Below are 25,539 nucleotides of genomic sequence, written 5' to 3' on the forward strand. Positions count from 1 at the left end.
CTGAACTCCTTCCCATCCGACGTGGAAACCTTGACGAGCAGCAGGAGCGGACCATGAACGTTGTGACCCCGGCAGGCGGCGACAGCGTGGCGGCCCGTGGCTGGCCGGGCGTCCTCGACGCTCTGCTGACCGGCCAGGACCTGCGTGCCGACGACACCGCCTGGGCCATGGACCGGATCATGCGCGGGGAGGCCACCGACGCCCAGATCGCCGGCTTCACCGTCGCGCTGCGGGCGAAGGGGGAGACGGTCGCGGAGATCAACGGCCTCGTACGGGCCATGTACGAGCACGCCAACCTGATCGAGGTGCCGGGCCGGACGGTGGACATCGTCGGCACGGGCGGCGACGGGGCCAAAACGGTGAACATCTCGACGATGTCGGCGGTCGTGGTGGCCGGAACCGGCGCCAAGGTCGTCAAGCACGGGAACCGGGCCGCCTCCTCCGCGAGCGGCTCCTCGGACGTCCTGGAGAAGCTCGGGGTGAACCTCAACCTCAGCCTGACGCGGGTCGTGGAGGTCGCCCAGGAGGCCGGCATCACCTTCTGCTTCGCGGTGAAGTTCCACCCGGCGCTGCGGCACGTGGCGGCGGCCCGCAGGGAACTGGGCATCCGCACCTTCTTCAACGCGCTGGGCCCGCTGACCAACCCGGCCCGGGTGCGCGCCCAGGCGACCGGCGTGGCCGACCCCCGGATGGCTCCGATCATCGCGGGCGTGCTCGCCGAACGGGGCTCCTCCGCGCTGGTCTTCCGCGGTGACGACGGCCTGGACGAGCTGACCACGACGGCGACCTCGCGGGTGTGGTGGGTCCGGGACGGCAAGGTGGCGGAGCAGGTCTTCGACCCGCGCGACATCGGCATCGACCTGGTCGACGTGTCGGCGCTGGCCGGCGGCGATCCCGCGTACAACGCGGACGTGGCCCGCCGCCTGCTGGCCGGCGAGACCGGCCCGGTCCGCGACGCCGTGCTGCTGAACTCGGCGGCGGCCCTGGTGGCCCTGGACCCCGGTACGGCCACGCTGGAGGAGCAGCTCGCCGCCGGTGTCGTCCGCGCGGCGGAGTCCATCGACTCGGGCGCGGCGCGCGCCTCGCTGGAGCGCTGGGTGGCGGCGAGCAACGCCTGATCCCGACGGACTCCCGCCGGTGAGGGATCTCCACCGGTCGTTTCGTGCCAAGGCCCCGGTCCGCCATTCGGACCGGGGTCTTGCGCGCGGGGGATCTTGTGGCAGGATGCTGACCAGGTCACGAGTGACAGCGTTTAGGCCCCGGCTTGCTGTCCGGCAACCCTCCTTCCGTGGCGGGGTGCCCCGGGTGATGACCAGGTCGTAGGCAGCAAGGCCTACGGCAAGCGCGGATCCCTCGACACCAGGGGTCCTGGTCTCTCGAGGAGCGTTTTCCGTGAGCAAGCGAATGCGATAGGGCGACTCCGCCCCCACTTCACCCCTCGGATCAGGGTCACTTCCGTGTACCCCCGCCGGCCGTCAGGTCCGGCCCGAGGGCTCTCCCGTACCCCGGACGGCCGCACGGCCGTACCCGCGTACGGACACACGAAGCCATTCAGCCCTGCCTGCCGGGAGATACCGCCATGTCCGCATTCCTGAACGCCGCCGCCCCCACCTCCGTCGACACCACCTTCGTCGACACCACCTCCGTCGACACCGCCGAAAGTCCCGCCTGTGCCGAGCCGCTGCCGGTGCTCGGCCGGGACGTCACCGTTCCGCTGGTCACCGGCGGCGAGGTCACCTACGCGGCCCTGGACTACGCGGCCAGCGCCCCGGCGCTCCAGCGGGTCTGGGACGACGTGGCCGCCTACGCCCCGTACTACGGCAGCGTGCACCGCGGCGCCGGGTACCTCTCGCAGCTCTCCACCGACCTCTTCGAACAGAGCCGGGTCACGGTCGCCCAGTTCCTCGACTGCCGCCCCGCCGACCAGGTGATCTTCACCCGGTCCACCACCGACTCCCTCAACCTGCTCGCCGCCGTGCTCCCCGCCGACTGCCAGGTCTTCGTCTTCGAGACCGAGCACCACGCCTCGCTGCTGCCGTGGACGAACGCGCGGGTCACCTACCTCAACGCCCCGCGCACCCCGGACGAGGCCGTCGCCACCCTGGAGCGGGCCCTCGCCGACCGGGAGCCGTACGGTCCGGCCCTGGTCTGCGTCACCGGCGCCTCCAACGTCACCGGTGAACTGTGGCCGGTGAAGGAGCTCGCCGCCGCCGCGCACGCCCACGGCGCGCGGATCGTCCTGGACGCCGCCCAACTGGCCCCGCACCACCCCGTCTCGGTCCAGGACCTGGACGTGGACTGGGTCGCCTTCTCCGGACACAAGCTCTACGCGCCCTTCGGCTCGGGCGTGCTCGCCGGCCGCGCGGACTGGCTGCAGCAGGCCGAGCCGTACCTCGCGGGCGGCGGCGCCTCCCGCAAGGTGGCCCGGCGCGAGGACGGCGGCGTGGACGTCGAGTGGCACACCACGGCCGCCCGCCACGAGGCCGGCTCCCCGAACGTCATCGGCGTCTACTCCATCGCCTCCGCCTGCAAGGCCCTCACCGAGGCGGGCTTCGACAGCCTCGTCGCCCGCGAGCGCCACCTCATCGCGCAGGTCCGCGAGGGCCTGGCGGAGGTCCCGGCGGTCCGCGTCCTGTCCCTCTTCGGGGACGAGGCCCCGCGCGTCGGCGTCATCTCCTTCGTGGTGGACGGCTGGAACAGCTCCCACTTCGCCGCCGCGCTGTCCGCGGAGTACGGGATCGGCGTCCGCGACGGCCTGTTCTGCGCCCACCCGCTGGTCCGCACCCTCCTGGGCAGCGAGCCGCAGGCGCAGGGCGAGTGCGGTGCCCCTGAGGCGGCCCCGGGGGAGCGCTCGCTGAACGCGATCCGCGTCAGCTTCGGCGCGGGCACCCCGGACGAGCACGTGGAGCGCTTCGTCCGCGCGGTGAAGGAGCTCGTCGCGGACGGAGCCAAGTGGCAGTACCGCACGGAGGAAGGCCGCTGCGTCCCGGCCGTCTGACCTGCGGTCGGCGCAACGGGGCTGGGTGGTGTGGGGCGGCGCCCCGGAGGGACCCCGCGGACGGCCGGGCCTACGGGTCCTGCTTCAGGGCGCCATCCCAGTCGCGCTGCGAAGCCGGGGCCGACGGGGCGGGGCGTAGCCCGGGCTGACCGCAGACCTCGCCGGAGGCGCTACGCGTCGAGGCCGATCGCGAACGCCGCTTCCAGGTCGTGCTGGGAGTACGTGCGGAAGGCCACGTGGGTGTCCGTCGCCTCGACGCCCGGGATCTTGCTGATGCGGCCGGGGATGATGTCGGCCAGGTTCTCGTGGCGGGCCACGCGGACCAGCGCGATCAGGTCGTACGTCCCCGTGACGGAGTAGACCTCGCTGACGCTGTCCAGCGCGGCGATGGACTCGGCGATCTCGGGGATGCGGTCCACGCTGGTCTTGATGAGCACGATCGCGGTGATCACGGCTGGCTGTCTCCCTCGGTGGCCGTCGCTGGTCGCCTCACTCTAGTCGCACCCCGATAGCGGGCCCACGCGTAGAGGAAGCCGACCGAGAAGCCCACCAGATGGGCCAGGTACGCGACCCCGGGGCCGCTTTCCGCCCGGTGCGCGGCCACCCATTGGAGGGCGAACCAGAACAGCAGCACGAGCCACGCCGGGAACCGCAGCGGCAGGAAGAACAGGAAGGGGAACAGGCTCGTCACCCTCGCCCGCGGGAGCAGGTAGAGGAAGGCGCCCAGGACCGCCGAGATCGCTCCGGACGCCCCCACCAGGGTCTGCGGGGACCCCGCATTGGCCGCCGCGTACGCCGCCAGCGCCACGTACCCCGTGCAGATGTAGAAGACGAGGAACGCCGGGCGGCCCATCCGCTCCTCCGCCATCGCCCCGAAGACGTAGAGGAAGAGCATGTTCCCGAGCAGGTGCAGCCAGCTGCCGTGGACGAACAGGGCCGTCAGCGGGGTCAGCCAGGCGCGCGGGGTGCCCGTGAAGAGCTCGTCCGGGACCACGCCCCAGCGCCGGAAGTACGCGGTTCCGGCGGTCAGCAGCTCGTCGCCCGTCCCGTAGCCCGGGTTGAGCCCCGAGGCAGGGCCGAGTACGAACACCACACCGCAGCCCGCGATCAGCGCATGGGTGACCACCGGTCCCCGGGCAGCCTCGCGTACGGCCCGCCACCTTACGATCATGTGACAGAGCATGACGCAACGGGCCCCACCTGAGACGGTGGCAGGCCGTAGGGTTACGAGCTGCGGTCCGCCGTCCGGGGAAGACCGGCGCAGACGGACGCCGACAGACGCGGAGAGCTGCGCGGACGGCGGCGCGGACGGCTTTAATTGAATCAGCTACGAAGGAGAGAGCGGCCTGATGACGGTTCCCCTGCCGACCGGCACCACCCGGTGGCGCTGCACCCTGTGCGGCAACCTCACGCGCTTCGACGTCACCCGTTCGTCGAAGGTCGTCGAGTACGTCCACCTGGACCTCGCCGGGGAGCCCAAGGTCGAGGAGCGCGAGGTGGTCAATGAGACCATCGAGTCGGTCCGCTGCCGCTGGTGCAACGCGGTGGACCAGATCGAGCTCGTGGACAGGCCGGGCGCGGACTCCTGACGGAGGCGTGCCCACACGTAGATCACGGTAGGGGTGACGGACTGTGGAGCCAGCAAGCGGCGCTGAGCCGGCCGACGCGGCCGGCGACGCCGCCGAGGCGCTCGACCGCCCACTGCCGGAAGGCGTGCGGCGGCGGGTCGTCGCGCTCGTCTCGGACGCCTTCGGCGCACTGACGGTCGCGGACCTGCCGGCGCAGCTGCGCCAGTACGCCCGTTTCACCCCGACCCGGCGCGCCAAGTTCGCGGGCAACGCCATGGCCACGGCGGTCGAGACCGACGCCGTGTTCCGCAGCCGGGTCGCCGAGAAGCTGCGCGACGCGCAGGCGGAGCTGGCCGCGGCCCTGGAATCGGGCGCGCCGCCCGCCGCCGCGGATCCGCTGGACGTGGCGGCCGCCGCGTTCGTCCTGCGGCCGGCCGGCTGGGTCAAGCTGGTGGCCGCCGCGGGCGAGGAGGCGCAGCGCGCCGACGCCGAGCGGGTCGGCGAGGAGACCCGGCGCGAGCTGGAGCGGCTGCGCGAGGAGCTGGCCCACGCCCGGGAACTGCAGCGCACGGGCGGCGAGCACGTGCGCGTGGAGCTGGACGCGGCCCGCAAAGAAGCGGAATCGCTTCAGCGCAAGCTGCGCAGCGCCCTCAGCGACGTCAAGCGCGGCGAGGCGGCCCTGCGCAAGCTGACCGCCGAGGTCGACGGGATCCGCGGCGACGCGGCCACCCGGGTGGCCACCGCCGAGAGCGAGAGCCGGCGGCTCAAGTCCCGCCTCGCGGAGGTGGAGGCGGCGCTGGAGACCTCGCGCCGGGCCACCCGCGAGGGGCGCAGCATCGAGGACATGCGGCTGCGGCTGCTGCTGGACACCGTGCTGGACGCGGCCCAGGGGCTGCGCCGCGAGCTGGCGCTGCCGCCCGTGAACACGCGCCCGGCCGACACCGTGGACGCGGTGGAGCCGGGCCGGATGACGCCGAAGGACATCGCGGCGCGCGCCCTGTCGGAGACCGATCCGGCCCTGCTGGACCAGCTGTTGGCGCTGCCCCAGGCCCATCTGGTGGTCGACGGCTACAACGTGACCAAGACCGGCTATCCGACGATGCCGCTGGAGAAGCAGCGGCTGCGGCTGCTGGGCGGGCTGTCGATGCTGGCCGCGCAGACGGGCGCGGAGATGACCTGTGTCTTCGACGGGGCGGAACTGGCGGCCCCGGTGCTGCTCGCCCCGCCGCGCGGGGTGCGGGTGCTGTTCTCCAAGGCGGGGGTGACGGCGGACGAGCTGATCCGTCAGCTGGTGCGCGCCGAACCGCCCGGCCGGCCGGTGGTCGTGGTCTCCACGGACCGGGAGGTCGCCGACGGGGTGGCCAAGGCGGGCGCGCGGCCCGTGACGTCCGCTTTGCTCCTGAAGCGGCTTTCGCGCGTTTCGTAACTCCCCGCCCGAATGCCGGAATTGACCGACGCCACAGCGAACGTACCGTCAAGTGCCCGGCACAGAGCGTGCGCTGTAGGTAAAGAACCTGGTCGGAGAGCGGGTTTTTACCCGGCGGGATTTGAACTGATCACAGCGAGGTCACTAGGGTGCGTTCAAACCTTCGTGCGGTAGATCACTCATTCGGGGTGGCGGCGGAGGTGCTGCCGAGTTGCGTTCTTCGGCGGCTCTAGGAAGAAGGAGCTCGCCTCCGTGGCGTCCCACCGTCGACCCAAGCAGCCGAACCGCACTCGTGTGACCGTGCTCGGCGCCACCGCGGCCGCCGTGGTGGCCCTCACCTCCCAGAGCGCCTCCGCCGCTCCGGAGAAGCCGAGCAAGGACGAGGTCAAGACCCAGGTCGACGCCCTCTACGAAGAGGCGGAGCAGGCCACCGAGAAGTTCAACGGGGCCAAGGAGCGCCAGGAGAAGCTGGAGAAGGAGATAGCCCAGCTCCAGGACCAGGTCGCTCGCGGCCAGGGCGACCTCAACGAGCTGCGCAGCACCCTCGGTTCGATGGCCAGCGCCCAGTACCGAAACGGCGGCATCGACCCCTCCCTCGCCCTCCTCCTCTCCGAGGACCCCGACAGCTACCTCGACAAGGCCTCCTCCCTCGAGCACTTGAGCGGCAAGCAGGTCGAGGCGGTCCAGAAGATCCAGGCCAAGCAGCGCAGCCTCGCGCAGCAGCGCCAGGAGGCCGCCGGCAAGCTCGCCGACCTCGACGCCACCCGCAAGGAGCTCGGCGAGAAGAAGAAGGTCTCCACGGAGAAGCTCGCCGCGGCCCAGGCCCTGCTCAACTCCCTGACCGCGCAGGAGCGTGCGGCGCTCAAGGACGACGAGTCGCGGGCCAGCCGCGCCGACGGCCAGCGCGTCGACCTCGGCAACGTGAAGGCCTCCGGCCGCGCCGGAGCCGCCCTCGAGGCCGCCAAGACCAAGCTGGGCTTCACCTATCAGTCCGGCGGCACCGGCCCCAACGTCTACGACTGCTCCGGGCTGACCCAGTGGGCGTACAAGCAGGCCGGCGTCAACATCAGCCGCGTCACCTTCACCCAGGTGAACGACGGCACCCGCATCAGCCGCAGCCAGCTCCAGCCCGGTGACCTGGTCTTCTTCTACGACGACCTGCACCACGTCGGCCTCTACGCCGGCAACAACATGACGCTGCACGCCTCGAACCCGCGCAGCGGCATCAAGTACGAGTCCATGGACAACATGCCGTTCCAGTTCGGCGTCCGCATCGGCTGACGCGCCGCACACCGCCCATCCGGGCGAATTCCGCGGCTCCTTTCTGACCACGCGCCCCGCCGGTGACCTGCGTCTCCTGCGGGGCGTCACTGTGTGTGCCCTCCGACGGTCGTTGGTCGGCGTGTGAGCGTCCGACTACTGTCTGCCAGCGCGGAACCCGGCACAAGGCCGTCCACGGGGGGCGGACCCGGGCCACACACAGCGGAAGGGAGCGGTTTCACGTGGCGTCCCATCGCCGGAGCGGGCTCGGCAGCCTCGACCGGAACACGAAGGTCACCGTCCTCACCGCAGCCGCGGCCACGGCCGCGGCCGCCATGGCGGGGGCACCCGCGAGCGCCGCCCCCGGCCTCCCGTACGAGCCCGGCGGCGCGGCGAGGACGGGCGTCAGCGCCCAGGTCGACCGGCTCTTCGAAGAGGCCGAGCAGGCCACCGAACGCTTCAACGAGGCGGGCGAGAAGGCCGACCGGCTGCGTGCCGAGGTCAACCGGGCCCAGGAAGCGGTGGCCCGCGGACAGGAGCGCATCAACACCATGCGGGGCGTCCTCGGCACCTTCGCCGGGGCCCAGTACCGCAGCGGCGGCATCGACCCCGCCGTCGGCCTGATGCTGGCCGAGGACCCCGACGCGTACCTGGAGCAGGCCGCCGCCCTCGACCGGCTGACCGGCCGTCAGGCCCGGCAGCTCGACGAACTCCGCGAGGAGCAGCGCCGGCTCGGCCAGGAGCGCCGGGAGGCCTCCCGCAAACTCGCCGAACTCGACGCCCTGCGCTCCGACGTGGCCCGGCACAAGCGCTCCGTCACCGCGAAGCTCGCCGCCGCCCGGCGGCTGCTCAACACCATGCCGTCCGAGGAGCGTGCCGACTTCGAACGCTCCTCGCGCGCAGGCGGCCGCGCCGACGAACTGCCCGAGATGCCCTCCTTCGGCCCGTCCTCGGGGCGCGCCGCGGCCGCCGTGATGGCGGCCCGGTCGGCGGTCGGCCGCCCCTACGTGTGGGGCTCCACCGGCCCCTCCGGCTTCGACTGCTCCGGGCTGATGGTCTGGTCGTACCGGCAGGCGGGGGTCTCGCTGCCGCGCACCTCGCAGGCCCAGCGGCACGCCGGCCGGCAGGTGCCGCTGTCGCAGGCCCGCCCGGGCGACCTGGTGACGTACCGCTCGGACGCCAGCCACGTCGGCATGTACGTCGGCAACGGCCAGGTGGTGCACGCCCCGTACCCGGGGGCCCGGGTGCGCTACGACCCCGTCGGGATGATGCCCGTCTCGTCGGTGACCCGCCCCTGACCGCCGCCCGCGGAGCCCCGCCCCCGGCCCCCGCTCCGGGACCCCTCGTCCGGACCGTGCGTACGATCGGCGGATGCTCCCGGGTCGCCGTCTCGTCCGCGTACTGCCGCTCCTGCTGTGCGTGCTGCTCGCCGGCTGTGCGGCGCGGCCCGCCGACACCACCGGGCGCGACGTCCGCCGGGCCGTGGCCGACTGGTCGCGGGTGCCGCCCGAGGCGCTCTCCGGGATCCCCCTCGACGGCTGGACGTACGAGGTGGCCTCGGTGCGGCGGGACGGCGCGCGGGCCCTCGTACGGGCCGAGCTGCGCTACCGGCTGGCCGGCTACGACACGGCCCTGGGCGGCTCGGCGCGCGAGCTGGAGCTCGAACGCGCCGCGGGCGGCGGGCCCTGGCTGGTGCGGGCCGACCGGCCCGCACCGGGCGCGCCGCCGCAGCTGTGGGACCAGGGCCGGGTGTCGGTGGTCCGCGGCACGCACTCCCTGGTCCTGGGCGGCGCCGGGCAGTCCCCCGAGGTGCTGGCCGGGATCGCCGCCGAGGCCGACCGGGCGGTGCCCGCGGCGAGCGCGGCCTGGCCGGGGCTCTGGGCGGGACGGGTGGTCGTGCTGGTCCCCGGATCCCTGGAGCGGATGGCTCAGCTGCTGGCCCGGCCCGCCGACGAGTACCGGGGCATGGGCGCCGTCACCACCGGCCGGGTGGGCGCCGGACCGGCCCCCGCGGACCGGGTGGTGATCAACCCGGAGGGGTACGCGGAGCTGGGCGAGGCGGGCCGGCGGGTCATCCTGACCCACGAGGTCACCCACGTGGCCACCCGGGCGGCGACCTCCGCCACGACCCCGCCGTGGCTCTCCGAGGGCTTCGCGGACTGGGCGGCGTACCGCGGCACCTCCACCACCCCCGAGCAGGGCGCCCCGGCCCTGGCCCGGGCGGTACGGCGCGGCGAGGTGCCGGCCGGGCTGCCGGGGGCGGAGGACTTCGCCTTCGGCGGCGACCCGGAGGCGCTGGCCAGGGCGTACGAGGGGGCGTGGCTGGCCTGCCGGCTGATCGCGGACCGGTGGGGCGAGGCGGCGCTGGTGGACCTGTACGGGAAGGCGGGGCGCGAGCCGTGGCCGACGGCGTTGCGGGAGGCGCTCGGGACGGACCCGGCCGGGCTGACGAAGGAGTGGCAGGAGGCCCTGCGGAAGGAGTTCCGCTGAGGGCGTCCGGTACGTTGGCAGCGATGCACAAGACGCTGATCGTGACCAACGACTTCCCGCCGCGACCGGGCGGCATCCAGGCCTTCCTGCACAACATGGCGCTGAGGCTGGATCCCGACCGGATCGTCGTCTACGCCTCCACGTGGAAGCACAGCGCGGAGGGCCGCGAGGCCACCGCGGCCTTCGACGCGGAGCAGCCGTTCCAGGTGGTCCGCGACCGTACGACGATGCTGCTGCCGACCCCGCGCGTGACGCGGCGGGCGGTGGGCCTGCTGCGCGAACACGGATGCGAGTCCGTGTGGTTCGGGGCGGCGGCCCCGCTCGGTCTGATGGGCCCGGCGCTGCGGCGCGCGGGCGCGCGGCGGATCGTGGCGACCACGCACGGGCACGAGGCGGGCTGGGCCCAGCTGCCGGCGGCGCGGCAGCTGCTGCGGCGGATCGGCGAGGGCACGGACACGCTGACCTACCTGGGGGAGTACACGCGCTCGCGGATCGCCTCCGCGGTGACGGACCGGGCGGCGGCCCGGATGGTGCAACTGCCGCCGGGGGTGAACGAGAAGACCTTCCACCCGGAGTCGGGCGGCGCGGAGGTCCGGGCGCGGCTCGGGCTGACCGACCGGCCGGTGGTCGTCTGCGTCTCGCGGCTCGTTCCCCGCAAGGGGCAGGACACGCTGATCGAGGCGATGCCGCGGATCCTGGCGGCGGTGCCGGACGCGGTGCTGCTGATCGTGGGCGGCGGACCGTACGAGGCGGACCTGCGGGCGCTGGCCGCCTCGACCGGGGTCGCGGACTCGGTGGTCTTCACGGGGGCGGTCCCGTGGTCCGAACTGCCCGCCCACTACGGCGCGGGCGACGTCTTCGCGATGCCGTGCCGGACCCGGCGGGGCGGGCTGGACGTGGAGGGGCTCGGCATCGTCTACCTGGAGGCCTCGGCCACGGGCCTGCCGGTGATCGCGGGCGACTCCGGCGGGGCGCCGGACGCGGTGCTGGACGGCGAGACGGGCTGGGTCGTCCGGGGCGGCGCCCCCGACGACGCGGCGGACCGGATCGTCACCCTGCTGAAGGATCCGGAACTGCGGGAGCGCATGGGCGCCGCCGGCCGCGCGTGGGTCGAGGAGAGGTGGCGCTGGGACCTGTTGGCGGACCGCCTGCGCGAGCTCCTGTAGCGGGCCGTGTGCGGCGCCGTTGCCGGGGGCCGGCCCCCGGACCCCCGCGCCTCAAACGCCGACGAGGCTGAAACATCCAGCCCCTCCGGCGTTCGAGGAGCAGCGGCGCTGCAGCCGGAGATCCGCACGGGCCACAGCAGCGCCATGGCTGACTGTCTCTCAGATGCCTGTCAAGACGGCGTCTGGCCGGACGGCTGGATTCCGCCCATGATGCGGCCATGACACTCAATCTGACGCGCCGTCACCTCCTGGGGCTCGGCGCACTCTCGACCGCCTCCGCCCTCGGGTTCACCCGGATCGGCCTCGCCGCCGCCGGCGCCGCCGAGCCGGCCGCGGCCCGGTACGCGCCCGCCATAGTCGTCGGCTCCGGTTACGGCTCCGCCGTCGCCGCCCTGCGGCTCGGGCAGGCGGGCGTGCGGACCGTCGTCCTCGAAATGGGCCGGCTCTGGGACACGGCCGGGCCCGACGGCAAGGTCTTCCCCTCCACCTCCGCGCCCGACCACCGCTCCATGTGGTTCCGCACCCGCACCGAGGCCCCGCTCGCCCAGTTCCTCTGGCTCGACGTGGTCAACCGCGACATCAGCCCGTACCCGGGGGTGCTGGACCGGGTGAACTTCGGCGACATGTCGGTGTACGTGGGCCGCGGCGTCGGCGGAGGCTCGCTGGTCAACGGCGGCATGGCGCCCACGCCCCGCCGCTCGTACTTCTCCGAGGTGCTGCCCCAGGTCAACGCCGACGAGATGTACGGCACGTACTACCCCCGCGCCCGCGCCATGCTCGGCGTCAACGACATCGACCCGGCGTGGTTCGAGTCCACGGAGTGGTACCGCTTCGCCCGGATCTCCCGCAAGCACGCCCAGAACACGGGCCTGAAGACCGTCTTCGTCCCCAACGTCTACGACTTCGAGCACATGAAGCGCGAGGCGGCCGGCACCGCCCCCCGGTCGGCGCTGGCCGGCGAGGTCATCTACGGCAACAACCACGGGAAGAAGAGCGTCGACAAGACCTACCTCGCCGCCGCCCTCGGCACCGGCAACGTCACCATCGAGACCATGCAGCGCGTGGTCGGCGTACGGCATGACCCCGCCGGGGGGTACGTGCTGACCGTGCGGACCAGCGACGTGACCGGGCGGGTCACCCAGGTCCGCGAGCTCGGCTGCAGGCAGCTCTTCCTCGGGGCGGGCAGTCTCGGTACCACCGAGATCCTGCTGCGTGCCCGCGAGACCGGGACGCTGCCCGCGCTCGACGACAGGGTCGGGCGCGGCTGGGGCCCCAACGGCAACGTCATGACCGCCCGCGCCAACCACCTCTGGGACACGGTCGGAGCCAACCAGGCCACCATGCCCGCCATGGGCATCGACGACTGGGACAACGCGGCCAACCCGGTCTTCGCCGAGATCGCCCCGCTCCCCATGGGGCTGGAGCACTGGATCTCGATGTACCTGGCCATCACGAAGAACCCGGAGCGCGGGCACTTCACCTACGACGCCGCCACCGACTCGGCCCGCCTCAACTGGCGCAGGGACCAGAACACGCCCTCGGTCAACGCCGCGAAGAACCTCTTCGACCGCATCAACTGGCGGAACTTCACGATGTACCGGTACGACCTCTTCGGCGGCAACAAGGCCTTCGCCGACAATTTCACCTACCACCCGCTCGGCGGCTGCGTACTCGGCGACGCCACCGACGCGTACGGGCGGGCGAAGGGCTACCAGGGGCTGTACGTCGTGGACGGCTCCCTGATCCCCGGGTCGCTCGGCGTGAACCCGTTCGTGACCATCACCGCCCTCGCGGAGCGGAACATGGCCCGGATTCTCGCCGAGGACCCCAGGTAACGACGGCCGGGACTAGCCCCGGTAGAGCGCCTCGATCTCGTCCGCGAAGTCCTTCGCCACCACGTTGCGCTTCAGCTTCAGCGACGGCGTGATGTGACCCGACTCCTCCGTGAACTGGGAGGGCAGAATGCGGAATTTCCGCACCGATTCCGCCTTGGACACCGCCGCGTTGCCATCGTCCACGGCCTTCTGGACGGCGGCGACCAGGTCCGCGTCCTCACGCAGCTCGGCCGCGGTCACCCCGGCCGGCTTGCCGTTCTCGGCCGCCCAGCGGCCCAGGAACTCCTCGTCGATGGTGACGAGGGCCGCCACGAACGGCCTCGCGTCGCCGACGACCATGCACTCCGCGACCAGCGCGTGCGCCCGGATCCGGTCCTCGATCACGGCGGGCGCGACGTTCTTGCCGCCCGCGGTGACGATGAGTTCCTTCTTGCGCCCGGTGATCGCGAGGTAGCCGTCCTCGTCGAGGGTGCCGACGTCGCCGGTGTGGAACCAGCCGTCGGTCAGCGCCTCGGCGGTCGCCGTCTCGTTCTGCCAGTACCCGTTGAAGATGTGCTCGCCGTGCAGCAGCACCTCGCCGTCGTCCGCGATGCGCACCACGGAGCCCGGCAGCGGCTGGCCGACCGTACCGATCTTCGTCTTGTCCCACGGGTTGAAGGCCGTGGCCGCGCAGGACTCCGTCAGGCCGTAGCCCTCCAGCACGGTGAAGCCGATGCCGCGGAAGAAGTGGCCGAGCCGCTCGCCCAGCGGGGCGCCGCCGGAGATCGCGTACTCGCCGCGCCCGCCGAGCACCGTGTGCAGCTTGCTGTAGACCAGCTTGGAGAAGAGCTTGTGCTTGAGCTTCAGGCCGAAGGACGGGCCGCCCGGGGCGTCGAGCGCCCGGCTGTAGGCGATCGCCGTCTCGGCGGCGGCGTCGAAGATCTTCCCCTTGCCGTCGGCCTGGGCCTTGGCGCGCGCCGAGTTGTAGACCTTCTCGAAGACGCGCGGCACGCCGAGGATCAGCGTGGGCCGGAAGGACTGCAGCTCGTCGGTCAGGTTCTTGATGTCCGGTACGCAGCCCAGGCGGATCGGCGCCAGTACGGCGGCCACCTCCACCAGGCGCCCGAAGACGTGCGCGGCCGGGAGGAAGAGCAGGACGGAACACTCGCCGGTGCGGAAGAGCGGGCTGAGGCGCTCCACCACGTTGCCGCACTCGGCGAAGAAGTTGCGGTGGGTCAGCACGCAGCCCTTGGGGCGGCCGGTGGTGCCCGAGGTGTAGACGATGGTGGCCGGGTCGTCGGCGTTGGCGAGGCTGCTGCGCTCCTCGACCTCGGCGTCGGAGATCTCCGCGCCGGCGGCCTTCAGCGTCTCCAGCGCGCCCTGCTCGATCTCCCAGACCTCGCGCAGCTCCGGCAGCCGGTCGCGCAGCGAGGCCACGGACGCGCTGTGTGCCGGGCTCTCCACGATGACCGCCACGGCGCCGGAGTCGCCGAGGATCCACTGGACCTGCTCGGGGGAGCTGGTCTCGTACACGGGGACGGTGACGCCGCCCGCGCTCCAGATCGCGAAGTCGAACAGCACCCACTCGTAGCGGGTGCGGGAGATGAGGGCGACCCGGTCGCCGGGCCGGACGCCGGCCGCGACGAGGCCCTTGGCCGCGGCCCGGACCTCGGCGAGGAACTCGGTCGCGGTCACGTCCTGCCACCGGCCGTCGACCTTGCGGCTCATGACGGCGGTGTCTGGATGCTGAGCGGCGTTGCGGCGGATGAGATCCGTCAGGTTCCCGTCCGACGGGACCTCGTACAGGGCCGGAAGGCTGAACTCGCGCAAGACTGCTGCTCCTCTGGGCGCCATCGCCACCATGTGGACCGACCGGACGTTACCCACCGGTAGTGGGTTCCCGATAGAGGGAACCGGCCAGATGTTCCGTGCGTCACATTCTGTACTTGCACCGCCTGGCCCTCATGTGCCGACAGTAGTCGACCCCTCTTGCGACTCGGAAGTAACCGCAGGTCCGCCCGCCCCTCCCACCCCCTCTACCCCGCAACTGCCGGGCCCCCCTAGGGTTGTCCGCATGGGTGGCAGCATGCGGAGCGGGCAGGGCGGCGCGAGCGGATCGAGCCGACCGGGCGGATCGGGCCGGACGACCGCACCGGGCCGCACGCGGGTCCACGTCGTGAGCGACGTGCACGGCAACACCGAGGCCCTCGGCCGTGCCGGAGAAGGGGCCGACGCCCTGATCTGCCTCGGTGACCTCGTCCTCTTCCTCGACTACGCCGACCACTCGCGCGGGATCTTCCCCGATCTGTTCGGCGTCGAGAACGCCGACCGGATCGTCGAGCTGCGCACCGCCCGCCGCTTCGAGGAGGCCCACGCCTTCGGGCGGCGGCTCTGGGCCGGGCTGGACCGGGAGCGGCTGATCGAGGGCGCGGTGCGCCGCCAGTACGCCGAGATGTTCGCCGCCTTCCCGAACCCGACGTACGCCACCTACGGCAATGTCGACATCCCGGGTCTGTGGCCGGAATACGCCGACCGTGACGGCCTCACCGTGCTCGACGGGCAGCGGGTGGAGATCGGCGGCCGGGTCTTCGGCTTCGTCGGCGGCGGACTGCCCTCGCCGATGCGGACCCCGTACGAGGTGAGCGTCGAGGAGTACGCGGCCAAGGTGGAGGCGCTCGGCGAGGTGGACGTACTGTGCTCGCACATCCCGCCGGAGGTGCCCGAGCTCTGCTACGACACGGTCGCGCGCCGGTTCGAACGCGGCAGCGAGGCCCTGCTGGCCGCCATCCGCCGCACCCGGCCCCGGTACGCGCTCTTCGGGCACGTGCACCAGCCCCTGGCGCGGCGGATGCGGATCGGGGCCACGGAGTGCGTGAACGTCGGCCACTTCGCGGCGACCGGCCTGCCGTGGGTGCTGGAATGGTGACCGGCGGCCGGTTCGCGACGGCCCCCGTGGTGCCGCGGGAGGCCCTGGAGTGGCGGAGTCCGCACGCGCGGTAGCCTTCACGCGGCGGCCGGAGGCCGCACACATCCTCGAAACACTCCACGGAGGAGCGACCGCGATGGCGGAACACACCAGCTCAAGCATCACGATCGAGGCTGCGCCCAGCGACGTGATGGCCGTGATCGCCGACTTCGCACGCTACCCCGAATGGACCGGCGAGGTGAAGGAGGCCGAGGTACTGGCCACCGACGCCGCGGGGCGCGCCGAGAAGGTCCGCCTGCTGCTCGACGCCGGCGCGATCAAGGACGACCACACCCTCGCCTACACCTGGAAGGGCACGGACGAGGTCAGCTGGACCCTGGACAAGTCCCAGATGCTGCGCCAGCTGGACGGCTCGTACCGGCTGGCCCCGGTGGACGGCGGCAAGCGTACCGAGGTCACCTACCAGCTGACCGTGGACGTCAAGATCCCCATGCTCGGCATGATCAAGCGCAAGGCGGAGAAGGTCATCATCGACCGTGCGCTGGCGGGCCTGAAGAAGCGCGTCGAATCCGTCTGAACACCCGAAGGCACCCGGCACCCGTAGCACCCGGCACCCGTAAGCAACCGGCACCTGTAGGCACCCGCACATGCACACCTTGCTGATCACCGGCCCCGGCGGGGCCGGGCGGACCACCGTGGCCGCGGCCACCGCCCTCGCCGCGGCCCGCCAGGGGAGGCGGGTGCTGCTGCTGTCCGGCGACGTCGGCGACCCGCTCGCCGCCCTGGCCGGGGAAGAGTCCCTACCGGGACTGCGGGTGGCCCGGGTCGACTCCGGCGAGGAGTTCCGCGAGGAGCTCGTCGCCCTGCAGGAGCGCGGATCCGCGCTCCTCGCCATGGTCGGGGCCCGCCCGCTCGGCGCCGAGGAGCTCACCGAGCTGCCCGGCGCCGAGCAGTTCGCCCTGCTGCGCGCCCTGCGGAGGGCCGCAGCCGCACCCGGCACCGACCTCGTCGTCGTCGACATGCCCCCGCTCCACCAGACCCTCTCCACCCTGGCCCTGCCCGCCCAGCTGCGCCGCTACCTCGCCCGCCTGCTCCCCGCCGAGAAGCAGGCCGCCCGCGCCCTGCGGCCCGTACTGGCCCAGCTCGCCGGCGTGCCCATGCCCGCGCAGTGGCTCTACGAGGCCGCCGCCCGCTGGGACGAGGAGCTCGCCGCCGTCCAGGCCGTAGTCGAGGCCGGCACCACCGAGCTGCGTCTGGTCGCCGAACCGGGACCGGCCGCCGCCGACGCGCTGCGGCTCGGACGGCTCGGGCTCGCCCTCCAGCAGCTGCCCGTCTCCGGCCTCGTCGCCAACCGGATGGTGCCGCAGGGCTCCGCCGACCCCTGGCTCGCCGGGCTCGCCGCCCAGCAGGAGAAGTACGCCGCCGAATGGGCCGCGGACCTGCCCGTCGTCACGCTCGCCCACCTCGGCCGCGACCCGCGCGGCCCGCAGGACCTCGACCGGCTCGCCGCCGCGCACGCGCTCCTCCCGGCGGCGCCCGCACCCCGCGGGTCCTGGGCCGTCGAGGACCGGCTCGCCGCGGACGGGGTGCTCGTCTGGGTGGTACCGCTGCCCGGCGCGCACAAGAGCGACCTCGACCTCGTACGCCGCGGCGACGAGCTGCTGCTCACGGCGGGCCCGTACCGCAGGATCGTTCCGCTGCCCGCGGCGCTGCGCCGCTGCACCGTCTCCGGCGCCGCCCTGGCCGCGGGCGAGCTCCGCATCCGCTTCACCCCCGACCCGGGACTGTGGCCGCGCACGCAGTGAACGGCGTACCCCCGTTCGGGTACCGTCGAAGGTAGCCCGTAAGCACGCCCAGCAGCCGCCGCAGGAGAGTCCGCCATGAGCGAGGCCACCGACCGCCCCACCGACGACGACGCCTGGGCCAAGGCCTGTGCCGAAGACCTCGCCGCCGAGAAGGAGCGCCTGCGCGGACAGGACCGGGCCGGCTCGGCCGGCACCGGAACCGCCGCCGAAGAGCTGTTCAAGCTCTTCGAAGCCGTCGCCGACAAGGTCTCCGGGCTGAACAACCCGCTGCTCGGCGCCGCTGCCCAGGGCGCGGTCCGCCAGATCGTCGACCAGGCCAAGACCGCCGCCAAGCCCGTCATCGAGCGCAACCCCCAGGTCTTCGACCACCTGGCGGCCGCCGGCTCCGAGCTCCTCGCCGCCTACCGCTCCGCCGTCGAGGGCCACGAGCGCCGCTGGACCCAGGACACCCCTCCCGCACCCCGCCGGGAGCGCGACTCCCGCGACGACGGACCCGACGCGGGCCCGGCCGAGCGGATCGATCTCGACTGAGGGCCCGCCGCCCTCGGGTACCGTTGGCCGTGGCGGGGTTTGACCGGAAACCGAGGGACTAATGGGACTCACCATCGGCGTCGACATCGGCGGCACGAAGATCGCGGCCGGCGTGGTCGACGAAGAGGGCACGATCCTTGAGACGTACAAGGTGCCCACCCCGCCGACCGCGGACGGAGTGACGGAGGCCATCTGTGCCGCCGTCTCCGAGGTCAGCAGCAACCACACCATCGACGCCGTCGGCATCGGCGCCGCCGGATACGTGGACGACAAGCGCGCGACCGTACTGTTCGCGCCGAACATCAACTGGCGCCACGAGCCGCTCAAGGACAAGGTCGAGCAGCGCATCGGCCTGCCCGTCGTCGTCGAGAACGACGCGAACTGCGCCGCCTGGGGCGAATACCGCTTCGGCGCCGGCCAGGGCCACGAGGACGTCATCTGCATCACGCTCGGCACCGGCCTGGGCGGCGGCATCATCATCGGCAACAAGCTGCGCCGCGGACGCTTCGGCGTCGCCGCCGAGTTCGGGCACATCCGGGTCGTCCCGGACGGCCTGCTGTGCGGCTGCGGCAGCCAGGGCTGCTGGGAGCAGTACGCCTCCGGGCGCGCGCTCGTCCGGTACGCGAAGCAGCGCGCCAACGCCACCCCCGAGAACGCCACGGTCCTCCTCGCGCTCGGCGACGGCACCCCCGAGGGCATCGAGGGCAAGCACATCAGCGAGGCCGCCCGGCAGGGCGACCTGGTGGCCATCGACGCCTTCCGCGAGCTGGCCCGCTGGGCAGGTGCGGGCCTCGCCGACCTGGCCTCGCTGTTCGACCCGTCCGCGTTCATCGTCGGCGGCGGGGTCTCCGACGAGGGCGACCTCGTCCTCGACCCGATCCGCAAGTCCTTCAAGCGCTGGCTGGTCGGCGGTGCCTGGCGACCGCACGCGCAGGTGCTCGCCGCGCAGCTCGGCGGCAAGGCCGGCCTCGTCGGAGCGGCGGACCTGGCCCGCCAGGGCTGACCGGCCGACCCCTTCCACCCGGACCGCCCGCCGCGCCCCTTGGGGGAGCGGCGGGCGGCTGCGTATCTTGCGGTGCATGGACCAGTTGCTGCCCTCGCTGCCGAAGTCCCGTACGGAGCCCGACGGTTCTGCCGTGATCCGGGCACTCAGCTACAACATCCGCTCGCTGCGCGACGACGAGGAGGCACTGGCCCGGGTCATCCGGGCCTGCGAGCCCGACCTCGTCTTCGTGCAGGAGGCGCCGCGGTTCTTCCGGTGGCGCAAGCACGCGGCGCGACTGGCCGCGAAGTGCGACCTGGTGGTGCTCGGCGGGGGAGCGACGGCGGCCGGGCCGCTGCTGCTGTGCTCACTGCGGGTCTTCGTGGAGCGGACCCAGGACGTGCTGCTGCCGCGCACGCCCGGCCTGCACCGGAGGGGCTTCGCCACGGCGGTCGTCCGCATCGGCGCTGCCCGCGCGGGGCTGGTCTGCGCGCACCTGTCCCTGGACCGGGCGGAACGGCTGGCCCAAGCCGAGATGCTGTTGGACCGCGCCGCGGCGATGGACGTCTCACACGTGATCGCCGCGGGTGACGTGAACGAGGGGCCGGGCGGTTCGGCCTTCTCCCGTCTCGCGGGCACGCTGCAGGACTGCTGGACGGTGGCGCCCTGGGGAGGGGAACGGACCTTCCCGGCGGCGGCGCCGGACCGGCGCATCGACGCGGTGTTCGCGAGCGGGGGCGTGGAAGTGCTGGCCTGCGGTGTCCCCGCGGGGCTGCCGGGTGTCTCGTCCACAGACCTCCGGTCGGCCACGGACCATCTCCCGGTCCTGGCGGCCCTCCGCCTGCCGGCCGCGCCGTAGCTACGCGGTCCGGGCGCGGCGCCTCCCCCAGACTCCGTCCGGGGGGACCCCCAGGGGGCGCTGCCCCCGAGCCACCGCGCCTCAAACGCCGGCGGGGCTGGATGTGGCCGGCGTCAGCCTGTACCTGCCTGCGGGGCTGGATTGCGCGGAGCGCAATGTCAGCCCCTCCGGCGTTTGAGGAGCGGGGCTCGGGGCGGAGCCCCGGTCTTTCAGCCTCGCCGGCGTTTGAGGCGCGGGGTCTGGGGCGGAGCCCCGGTTACACCACGGCTCCGCGGCCCGGGTCGTCGTCTTCTTCGTCGTCGTGCTGCATGCGTGCGACCAGCGTCGCGAACCCGCCCAGGAAGCCGCCGATGCCGAGCGTCGTCAGCCACCAGGTCATCTCCCACTGCAGCAGCACCGCGAGCAGCAGCAGCACCGGCCCGCCGACCACCGCCAGCCACGCGAACTTCGCCGTCGTGTCCGCCGGCGGCAGCTCCGGTTCCGGCTGGACGAAGTGGCCCTCCTCCGCCGGAGTCAGGTCGTCCTCCTGCGGTTCCGCCAGCGAGTGGTCGCGGGGGCCCGTCATGCCCACGCCCGGGGCGAAGACCACCGAGCTGCCCAGCGCCGCGGCCGGCGGCTCGGGCTCGGGCTTGGTCTCGGGCTTGGTCTCGGGCTTCGTCTCCGGCTCCGACGGCAGCGGCTTGACGTCCTCCTCCGGCAGGAGGAGGTTCTCGATCGGCTTGAACGGCCGGGCCCCCGGCGGGTCCGGCGGCTCCTGTCCGTACCCGGCGACGATCGCCGCCCACGCCGCTTCCTCGTCCAGCGGCGGGACTCCGCCCGACTGCTCCTCGTGCTCAGCCACCGGCCTGCGCCCCCTCCCTGCCCACGCTCTCCGCCAGTCGGCCGACGAACGCATAGCTGTCCGCGAAGATCCGCTCCGCGTCATGGTCCAACGTCGCGACGTGGTAGCTCTGTTCCAGCAGGGTCTCGGTGACGTCCGTCGAGGAGACGCGGGCCAGGATCCGCTCGGAGTCGACGGGCGGTACGACGTGGTCCTGCGGGCTGTGGAGCAGCAGCAGCGGCTGCGTGACCTGCGGCAGGTCGGCGTCCACCAGCTGCAGGAACGTGCGCAGCGAGTGCGCGGCCCGGGTCGGGACCCGGTCGTAGCCGACCTCCTCCGAGCCCGGCTTCGCGATGTCGCTGGCGATGCCCGGCGTCGACCGGATGAAGTGCTTGGCCACCGGGAGGGCGACGGCCAGCGGGTCGTGCACCTTGTTGGCCGGGTTGACGAGGACGATGCCCCTGATGGAGTCCCCGTGCTTGGCGGCCAGCCGCAGGGTCAGCGCGCCGCCCATCGACAGCCCGAAGACGAACACCTGCTCGCACCGGTCCAGCAGTTCCCTCAGGGCGCGGTCGACCTCGGCGTACCAGTCCTGCCAGCCCGTGAGCTGCATGTCCTGCCAGCGCGTCCCGTGTCCGGGCAGCAGCGGCAGCGACACCGTGAGCCCCTGCCCGGCGAGGTACTCGGCCCAGGGGCGCAGCGACTGCGGGGAACCGGTGAAGCCGTGGCAGAGGAGGACGCCGACCTCTCCGCCCTCGTGGCGGAACGGCTCGGCTCCAGGGAGGACGGGCACCGGGGTCTCCTTGATCATGAGGTACGTCGGGTGGGTGCGTTGCTCTGTGTGACTTCACCGTACGCGACCGGGGTGGCACCGGCCAGGGTCGTCGGGCCCCTGCCGGGGGAGGCACGGGATAAGGTCTGTTCGACAGACACAGGAAGGCTTTCGAGTTGATCTACGGCGCAATGAAGTTCTCCATCGGCGGTTCACTGAAGCTCGCTTTCAGGCCGTGGGTGGAGGGCCTCGAGAACATTCCCGCGGAGGGGCCGGCGATCCTCGCGAGCAACCACCTGTCCTTCTCCGACTCCTTCTTCCTGCCGGCGGTGCTGGACCGGAAGGTCACCTTCATCGCGAAGGCGGAGTACTTCACCTCCCCGGGGGTCAAGGGCAAGCTGACGGCGGCCTTCTTCAAGGGCGTCGGACAGCTCCCGGTGGACCGCTCCGGCGCCCGCGGGGCCGGCGAGGCCGCCATCAAGAGCGGCATCGACGTCATCGAACGCGGGGAGCTGTTCGGTATTTACCCCGAGGGCACGCGTTCACCCGACGGACGCCTGTACCGGGGCAAGCCCGGCGGTCTGGCCCGTGTGGCGCTGGCCACGGGCGCCCCCGTGATTCCCGTGGCGATGATCGACACGGAGAAGATCCAGCCGCCCGGCAAGGTCGTCCCCAAGCTCATGCGCCCGGGCATCCGGATCGGCAAGCCGCTGGACTTCAGCCGCTACCACGGCATGGACAACGACCGCTTCATCCTCCGCTCGGTGACCGACGAGGTCATGTACGAGATCATGAAGCTCTCCGGCCAGGAGTACGTCGACATCTACGCGACGGCTGCCAAGCGCCAGATCGCCGATGCGGAGAAGGCCGAGAAGGCCGAGAAGACCGCCAAGGAGAAGGCCGAGAAGGCCGACGGTACGTCGGAGTAGGTCGGGCGGTACCGCCCGCAGGGGGTGGGGGAGATGGCGAAACGCGAACGCGTCGTACGCATGTCGGTCGAGCAGCCGCTCTGGCGTGCCCTGACGGTGTACCGGCTGCTGACCATGGTCTACGCGGTGCTGCTGTTCGCCTCCGCCTACAAGAGGTACCCGCACCCCTGGGTCGCGGCCGGCTACCTCGCCTTCCTCGCCGCCTGGACGCTGGCCACCACCTCGAAGGTGGCCAACGCCGCCAGCTGCACCAGGGGCTTCCTCGTCGCCGACCTCACCGTGGCCATCGTCGGGATCGGGCTGACCCCGCTCGCCGACACCCACGAGCGGATCACCGGGGGCGGTCCCACCCTCCCCACGATCTGGACCGGGGGCGCGGTCCTGGGCTTCGCCATCAAGGGCGGCTGGCGCTGGGCCTGCTTCGCCTCCACGTTCGTGGCCGCGGCCACCATCCTCATCCACAGCGGCCAGCCCACCCAGGACGCCCTGCACAACGTGCTGCTCGTCTGGGTCTCCTCCGTGGCCATCGGCTACGTCGTCGAGGTCGCCCGGGCCAGCGAGAACACCCTTGCCCGCGCCCTGGAGATCGAGGCCGCCACCCGCGAGCGCGAGCGCCTCGCCCGGGACATCCACGACGGGGTCCTCCAGGTCCTCGCCATGGTCCAGCGGCGCGGCACCGAACTGGGCGGGGAGGCCGAGGAGCTCGGCCGGATGGCGGGGGAGCAGGAGGTGGCGCTGCGCACGCTGGTCTCCACCGGGCTCGTTCGCCCCTCCAGGGTCTCCTCCGACCAGTCGCGCGGCGCGCTGGTGGACACGTACGAGGTGGAGGAGCCGGGCGCCGACGACGGCGAGCTGGACCTGCGCACGCTCCTCGCCCCGCACGCCGGATCCCGGGTCAGCTTCGCCGAGCCGGGCACCCCGGTGCCGCTGCCGGTACCCGCCGCGAAGGAACTGGCCGCGGCGGTCGGCGCCGCCCTCGACAACGTGCGCAAGCACGCGGGCGAGGGGGCCAGGGCCTGGATCCTGGTCGAGGACTGGGGCGACGAGGTGATCGTGACCGTCCGCGACGACGGCCCGGGCATTCCCGCGGGCCGGCTCGACCAGGCCGAGGGCGAGGGCCGGATGGGAGTGGCCCTGTCCATCCGCGGCCGACTGCGTGACCTCGGCGGCAGCGCCGATCTGGTGTCCGTCCCCGGGCAGGGCACCGAAGTGGAACTGAAGGTACCCAGGGGGAGGACCCAATGAGCACGAACGAACCGCACGAGATCAGGGTGATGGTCGTCGACGACCACCCGATGTGGCGGGACGCGGTCGCCCGCGACCTGGCCGCCGCGGGCTTCGACGTGGTGGCCACCGCCGGCGACGGCCCCGAGGCGGTGCGCCGGGCCCGGGCCGTCACCCCCGACGTCCTGGTCCTCGACCTCAACCTGCCCGGCATGCCGGGCGTGCAGGTCTGCAAGGAACTGGTCGGCGCCCACCCGGCGCTGCGCGTCCTGGTCCTGTCCGCCAGCGGCGAGCACGCGGACGTCCTGGAGGCGGTGAAGTCCGGCGCGACCGGCTACCTGCTGAAGTCCGCCGGCGCCCAGGAACTCATCGACGCGGTCCGCCGCACCGCGGCCGGAGACCCGGTCTTCACCCCCGGCCTGGCCGGCCTGGTGCTCGGCGAGTACCGGCGCCTCGCCACCGACCCGGTGCCGACCGCCTCCGACGAGCCGAAGGCGCCCCAACTGACCGACCGCGAGACCGAGGTGCTGCGCCTCGTGGCCAAGGGGCTCTCGTACAAGCAGATCGCGGAGCGGCTGGTCATCTCCCACCGCACCGTGCAGAACCACGTCCAGAACACCCTGGGCAAGCTGCAGCTGCACAACCGGGTGGAGCTCGTCCGGTACGCCATAGAGCGGGGCCTCGACGACGCGTAGCCCCCGTCCGGGGCGGCGCGCACCGGCCGTCGATCGTACTTACGTCCTCGTACGAGTGAACGGGCGTACGCAACGCCCCGCGATTCCACCGGAATTGACGTCTCCGACACCCTTGCTGTGACCTGCGTCACCACTAGCGTGACCGTCATGGCGAAGGGAGATGCAATGAAGGTCGGAGTGCTGACCGGTGGCGGCGACTGCCCCGGGCTCAACGCGGTGATCAGGGCCGTCGTCCGCAAGGGCACCCAGGAGTACGGCTGCGAGTTCGTCGGGTTCAAGGACGGCTGGCGGGGCGCGGTCGAGGGGAGGACCGTCCCGCTCGACATCCCCGCCGTCCGCGGCATCCTGCCCCGCGGCGGCACCATCCTCGGCTCCTCGCGCACCAACCCGTTCAAGACGGAGAACGGGGTGCGCGACATCAAGGACAACCTGGCCAAGTACGAGGTGGACGCGCTCGTCGCGATCGGCGGCGAGGACACCCTCGGGGTGGCCGCCCGGCTGTACGAGGAGTACGGCATCCCCTGCGTCGGCGTGCCCAAGACCATCGACAACGACCTGTCCGCCACGGACTACACCTTCGGCTTCGACACCGCCGTCGGCATCGCGACCGAGGCCATCGACCGGCTGCACACCACGGCCGAGTCGCACATGCGGGTCCTGGTCGTCGAGGTCATGGGCCGGCATGCCGGCTGGATCGCCCTGCACTCGGGGCTCGCGGGCGGCGCCAACGTCATCCTCATCCCGGAGCAGCGCTTCGACATGGACGAGGTGTGCGCCTGGGTGACCTCCCGCTTCAAGGCGAGCTACGCCCCGATCGTCGTGGTCGCCGAGGGCGCGATGCCCAAGGACGGGGACCTGGTGCTGAAGGACGCCACCAAGGACTCCTTCGGGCACGTCCGGCTGTCGGGCGTGGGCGAGTGGCTGGCCAAGGAGATCGAGGCGCGGACCGGCAAGGAGGCCCGGACGACCGTGCTCGGACACATCCAGCGCGGCGGCACGCCCAGCGCCTTCGACCGGTGGCTGGCGACCCGGTTCGGGCTGCACGCGATCGACGCGGTGCACGACGGGGACTTCGGCAAGATGGTCGCGCTCAAGGGGACGGACATCGTCCGGGTCCCGATCGCGGAGGCGACGGCGAAGCTGAAGACGGTGGACCCCGCGCTCTACAAGGAGGTGGGGGTCTTCTTCGGCTGAGCCCATCGTCGACGCGGCGGGCTGATCGACACCACCGTCGCCAACGTCACGGACTACCTGGCGGGCCGCCGCTCCGAGAA

At 72.6% G+C, this 25,539-nt stretch carries 24 protein-coding genes and 1 riboswitch; of the genes, 19 read left to right on the forward strand and 5 right to left on the reverse strand.

Annotated features, from left to right (window positions below; all coding sequences use genetic code 11):
* Positions 1 to 53 precede the first annotated feature (53 nt).
* Both trpD and RIU97_RS28935 read left to right on the forward strand, forming a co-directional pair.
* Positions 54 to 1,118: an anthranilate phosphoribosyltransferase gene (trpD, locus tag RIU97_RS28930; RefSeq protein WP_404960508.1), complete on the forward strand. Its 1,065-nt coding sequence runs from the start codon at positions 54 to 56 to the stop codon at positions 1,116 to 1,118.
* A 116-nt stretch (positions 1,119 to 1,234) separates the two neighbouring features.
* Positions 1,235 to 1,351: riboswitch (SAM riboswitch) on the forward strand.
* Positions 1,352 to 1,579: 228 nt separating this feature from the next.
* Positions 1,580 to 2,998 (forward strand): aminotransferase class V-fold PLP-dependent enzyme, encoded by a 1,419-nt coding sequence (locus RIU97_RS28935; protein ID WP_404960509.1) that lies wholly within the window; start codon positions 1,580 to 1,582, stop codon positions 2,996 to 2,998.
* Between the two features lie 170 nt (positions 2,999 to 3,168).
* Here RIU97_RS28935 and RIU97_RS28940 read toward each other — a convergent pair whose 3' ends face one another.
* Both RIU97_RS28940 and RIU97_RS28945 read right to left on the reverse strand, forming a co-directional pair.
* Positions 3,169 to 3,450 carry an Lrp/AsnC family transcriptional regulator gene (locus RIU97_RS28940; RefSeq protein WP_008738815.1) on the reverse strand — a complete coding sequence of 94 codons (282 nt, stop codon included), beginning with the start codon at positions 3,448 to 3,450 and terminating at the stop codon, positions 3,169 to 3,171.
* The gene (locus RIU97_RS28945; protein WP_404960510.1) at positions 3,447 to 4,169 is read right to left on the reverse strand and encodes a rhomboid family intramembrane serine protease; all 723 of its coding nucleotides are present in this window, start codon (positions 4,167 to 4,169) and stop codon (positions 3,447 to 3,449) included. The genes RIU97_RS28940 and RIU97_RS28945 overlap by 4 nt, the downstream gene beginning before the upstream one ends.
* A 178-nt stretch (positions 4,170 to 4,347) precedes the next feature.
* On the opposite strand from RIU97_RS28945, the gene RIU97_RS28950 reads away from it, so the two are divergent.
* From RIU97_RS28950 to RIU97_RS28980, 7 genes are all read left to right on the forward strand, one after another.
* Complete coding sequence (locus RIU97_RS28950; RefSeq protein WP_361758314.1) at positions 4,348 to 4,587, forward strand: hypothetical protein; 240 nt, start codon at positions 4,348 to 4,350, stop codon at positions 4,585 to 4,587.
* Positions 4,588 to 4,630: 43 nt separating this feature from the next.
* Positions 4,631 to 5,992, forward strand: coding sequence for an NYN domain-containing protein (locus RIU97_RS28955; protein ID WP_404960511.1), 1,362 nt, complete (start codon positions 4,631 to 4,633; stop codon positions 5,990 to 5,992).
* A 252-nt stretch (positions 5,993 to 6,244) separates the two neighbouring features.
* The gene (locus RIU97_RS28960; RefSeq protein WP_404960512.1) at positions 6,245 to 7,273 is read left to right on the forward strand and encodes an NlpC/P60 family protein; all 1,029 of its coding nucleotides are present in this window, start codon (positions 6,245 to 6,247) and stop codon (positions 7,271 to 7,273) included.
* 221 nt (positions 7,274 to 7,494) lie between these two features.
* Positions 7,495 to 8,550, forward strand: a complete 1,056-nt coding sequence (locus tag RIU97_RS28965; protein WP_404960513.1) for an NlpC/P60 family protein — start codon at positions 7,495 to 7,497, stop codon at positions 8,548 to 8,550.
* Between the two features lie 73 nt (positions 8,551 to 8,623).
* Complete coding sequence (locus RIU97_RS28970; RefSeq protein WP_404960514.1) at positions 8,624 to 9,742, forward strand: hypothetical protein; 1,119 nt, start codon at positions 8,624 to 8,626, stop codon at positions 9,740 to 9,742.
* A 23-nt stretch (positions 9,743 to 9,765) separates the two neighbouring features.
* Positions 9,766 to 10,908 (forward strand): glycosyltransferase family 4 protein, encoded by a 1,143-nt coding sequence (locus tag RIU97_RS28975; protein WP_404960515.1) that lies wholly within the window; start codon positions 9,766 to 9,768, stop codon positions 10,906 to 10,908.
* A gap of 218 nt (positions 10,909 to 11,126) precedes the next feature.
* Positions 11,127 to 12,743, forward strand: coding sequence for a GMC oxidoreductase (locus RIU97_RS28980; protein ID WP_404960516.1), 1,617 nt, complete (start codon positions 11,127 to 11,129; stop codon positions 12,741 to 12,743).
* A gap of 12 nt (positions 12,744 to 12,755) precedes the next feature.
* Here RIU97_RS28980 and RIU97_RS28985 read toward each other — a convergent pair whose 3' ends face one another.
* The gene (locus RIU97_RS28985) at positions 12,756 to 14,552 is read right to left on the reverse strand and encodes an AMP-dependent synthetase/ligase (RefSeq protein WP_404960517.1); all 1,797 of its coding nucleotides are present in this window, start codon (positions 14,550 to 14,552) and stop codon (positions 12,756 to 12,758) included.
* A gap of 256 nt (positions 14,553 to 14,808) precedes the next feature.
* On the opposite strand from RIU97_RS28985, the gene RIU97_RS28990 reads away from it, so the two are divergent.
* From RIU97_RS28990 to RIU97_RS29015, 6 genes are all read left to right on the forward strand, one after another.
* A complete protein-coding gene (locus RIU97_RS28990; protein ID WP_404962976.1) occupies positions 14,809 to 15,648 on the forward strand; it encodes a metallophosphoesterase in 840 nt (279 codons plus the stop codon).
* Between the two features lie 136 nt (positions 15,649 to 15,784).
* Positions 15,785 to 16,225, forward strand: coding sequence for an SRPBCC family protein (locus RIU97_RS28995; protein WP_404960518.1), 441 nt, complete (start codon positions 15,785 to 15,787; stop codon positions 16,223 to 16,225).
* Between the two features lie 70 nt (positions 16,226 to 16,295).
* A complete protein-coding gene (locus RIU97_RS29000) occupies positions 16,296 to 17,453 on the forward strand; it encodes an ArsA family ATPase (protein WP_404960519.1) in 1,158 nt (385 codons plus the stop codon).
* A 75-nt stretch (positions 17,454 to 17,528) separates the two neighbouring features.
* Positions 17,529 to 17,984, forward strand: a complete 456-nt coding sequence (locus RIU97_RS29005; protein WP_404960520.1) for a DUF5304 domain-containing protein — start codon at positions 17,529 to 17,531, stop codon at positions 17,982 to 17,984.
* Between the two features lie 61 nt (positions 17,985 to 18,045).
* Complete coding sequence (locus tag RIU97_RS29010; protein WP_404960521.1) at positions 18,046 to 18,987, forward strand: ROK family glucokinase; 942 nt, start codon at positions 18,046 to 18,048, stop codon at positions 18,985 to 18,987.
* 76 nt (positions 18,988 to 19,063) lie between these two features.
* Positions 19,064 to 19,825: an endonuclease/exonuclease/phosphatase family protein gene (locus RIU97_RS29015; protein ID WP_404960522.1), complete on the forward strand. Its 762-nt coding sequence runs from the start codon at positions 19,064 to 19,066 to the stop codon at positions 19,823 to 19,825.
* A gap of 256 nt (positions 19,826 to 20,081) precedes the next feature.
* Here RIU97_RS29015 and RIU97_RS29020 read toward each other — a convergent pair whose 3' ends face one another.
* A complete protein-coding gene (locus RIU97_RS29020) occupies positions 20,082 to 20,666 on the reverse strand; it encodes a hypothetical protein (RefSeq protein ID WP_404960523.1) in 585 nt (194 codons plus the stop codon).
* Positions 20,659 to 21,438 carry an alpha/beta hydrolase gene (locus RIU97_RS29025; RefSeq protein WP_404960524.1) on the reverse strand — a complete coding sequence of 260 codons (780 nt, stop codon included), beginning with the start codon at positions 21,436 to 21,438 and terminating at the stop codon, positions 20,659 to 20,661. The genes RIU97_RS29020 and RIU97_RS29025 overlap by 8 nt, the downstream gene beginning before the upstream one ends.
* A gap of 170 nt (positions 21,439 to 21,608) precedes the next feature.
* Here RIU97_RS29025 and RIU97_RS29030 point away from each other — a divergent pair, with 170 nt between their 5' ends.
* The 4 genes from RIU97_RS29030 to RIU97_RS29045 all read left to right on the forward strand — a co-directional run bounded on the left by RIU97_RS29030 (position 21,609) and on the right by RIU97_RS29045 (position 25,459).
* Positions 21,609 to 22,346, forward strand: a complete 738-nt coding sequence (locus RIU97_RS29030) for a lysophospholipid acyltransferase family protein (protein WP_404962977.1) — start codon at positions 21,609 to 21,611, stop codon at positions 22,344 to 22,346.
* A 33-nt stretch (positions 22,347 to 22,379) separates the two neighbouring features.
* On the forward strand, positions 22,380 to 23,591 hold the full coding sequence (gene macS, locus RIU97_RS29035; RefSeq protein WP_404960525.1) for a MacS family sensor histidine kinase: 1,212 nt from the start codon (positions 22,380 to 22,382) through the stop codon (positions 23,589 to 23,591).
* Positions 23,588 to 24,265: a response regulator transcription factor gene (locus RIU97_RS29040; protein WP_319721009.1), complete on the forward strand. Its 678-nt coding sequence runs from the start codon at positions 23,588 to 23,590 to the stop codon at positions 24,263 to 24,265. The genes macS and RIU97_RS29040 overlap by 4 nt, the downstream gene beginning before the upstream one ends.
* Positions 24,266 to 24,430: 165 nt before the next feature.
* Complete coding sequence (locus RIU97_RS29045) at positions 24,431 to 25,459, forward strand: 6-phosphofructokinase (protein ID WP_404962978.1); 1,029 nt, start codon at positions 24,431 to 24,433, stop codon at positions 25,457 to 25,459.
* Positions 25,460 to 25,539: the final 80 nt, after the last annotated feature.

The sequence above is a fragment of the Streptomyces sp. 147326 genome (assembly GCF_045000215.1).
GTDB lineage: Bacteria > Actinomycetota > Actinomycetes > Streptomycetales > Streptomycetaceae > Streptomyces.

Bases quoted from the DNA above. Each gene is read 5' to 3' on its own strand.
- trpD (WP_404960508.1), top strand. From the start codon at position 54: ATGAACGTTGTGACCCCGGCAGGCGGCGACAGCGTGGCGGCCCGTGGC.
- RIU97_RS28935 (WP_404960509.1), top strand. From the start codon at position 1,580: ATGTCCGCATTCCTGAACGCCGCCGCCCCCACCTCCGTCGACACCACC.
- RIU97_RS28945 (WP_404960510.1), bottom strand. From the start codon at position 4,169: ATGATCGTAAGGTGGCGGGCCGTACGCGAGGCTGCCCGGGGACCGGTG.
- RIU97_RS28950 (WP_361758314.1), top strand. From the start codon at position 4,348: ATGACGGTTCCCCTGCCGACCGGCACCACCCGGTGGCGCTGCACCCTG.
- RIU97_RS28970 (WP_404960514.1), top strand. From the start codon at position 8,624: ATGCTCCCGGGTCGCCGTCTCGTCCGCGTACTGCCGCTCCTGCTGTGC.
- RIU97_RS28975 (WP_404960515.1), top strand. From the start codon at position 9,766: ATGCACAAGACGCTGATCGTGACCAACGACTTCCCGCCGCGACCGGGC.
- RIU97_RS28980 (WP_404960516.1), top strand. From the start codon at position 11,127: ATGACACTCAATCTGACGCGCCGTCACCTCCTGGGGCTCGGCGCACTC.
- RIU97_RS28990 (WP_404962976.1), top strand. From the start codon at position 14,809: ATGCGGAGCGGGCAGGGCGGCGCGAGCGGATCGAGCCGACCGGGCGGA.
- RIU97_RS28995 (WP_404960518.1), top strand. From the start codon at position 15,785: ATGGCGGAACACACCAGCTCAAGCATCACGATCGAGGCTGCGCCCAGC.
- RIU97_RS29000 (WP_404960519.1), top strand. From the start codon at position 16,296: ATGCACACCTTGCTGATCACCGGCCCCGGCGGGGCCGGGCGGACCACC.
- RIU97_RS29005 (WP_404960520.1), top strand. From the start codon at position 17,529: ATGAGCGAGGCCACCGACCGCCCCACCGACGACGACGCCTGGGCCAAG.
- RIU97_RS29010 (WP_404960521.1), top strand. From the start codon at position 18,046: ATGGGACTCACCATCGGCGTCGACATCGGCGGCACGAAGATCGCGGCC.
- RIU97_RS29015 (WP_404960522.1), top strand. From the start codon at position 19,064: ATGGACCAGTTGCTGCCCTCGCTGCCGAAGTCCCGTACGGAGCCCGAC.
- RIU97_RS29030 (WP_404962977.1), top strand. From the start codon at position 21,609: ATGAAGTTCTCCATCGGCGGTTCACTGAAGCTCGCTTTCAGGCCGTGG.
- macS (WP_404960525.1), top strand. From the start codon at position 22,380: ATGGCGAAACGCGAACGCGTCGTACGCATGTCGGTCGAGCAGCCGCTC.
- RIU97_RS29040 (WP_319721009.1), top strand. From the start codon at position 23,588: ATGAGCACGAACGAACCGCACGAGATCAGGGTGATGGTCGTCGACGAC.
- RIU97_RS29045 (WP_404962978.1), top strand. From the start codon at position 24,431: ATGAAGGTCGGAGTGCTGACCGGTGGCGGCGACTGCCCCGGGCTCAAC.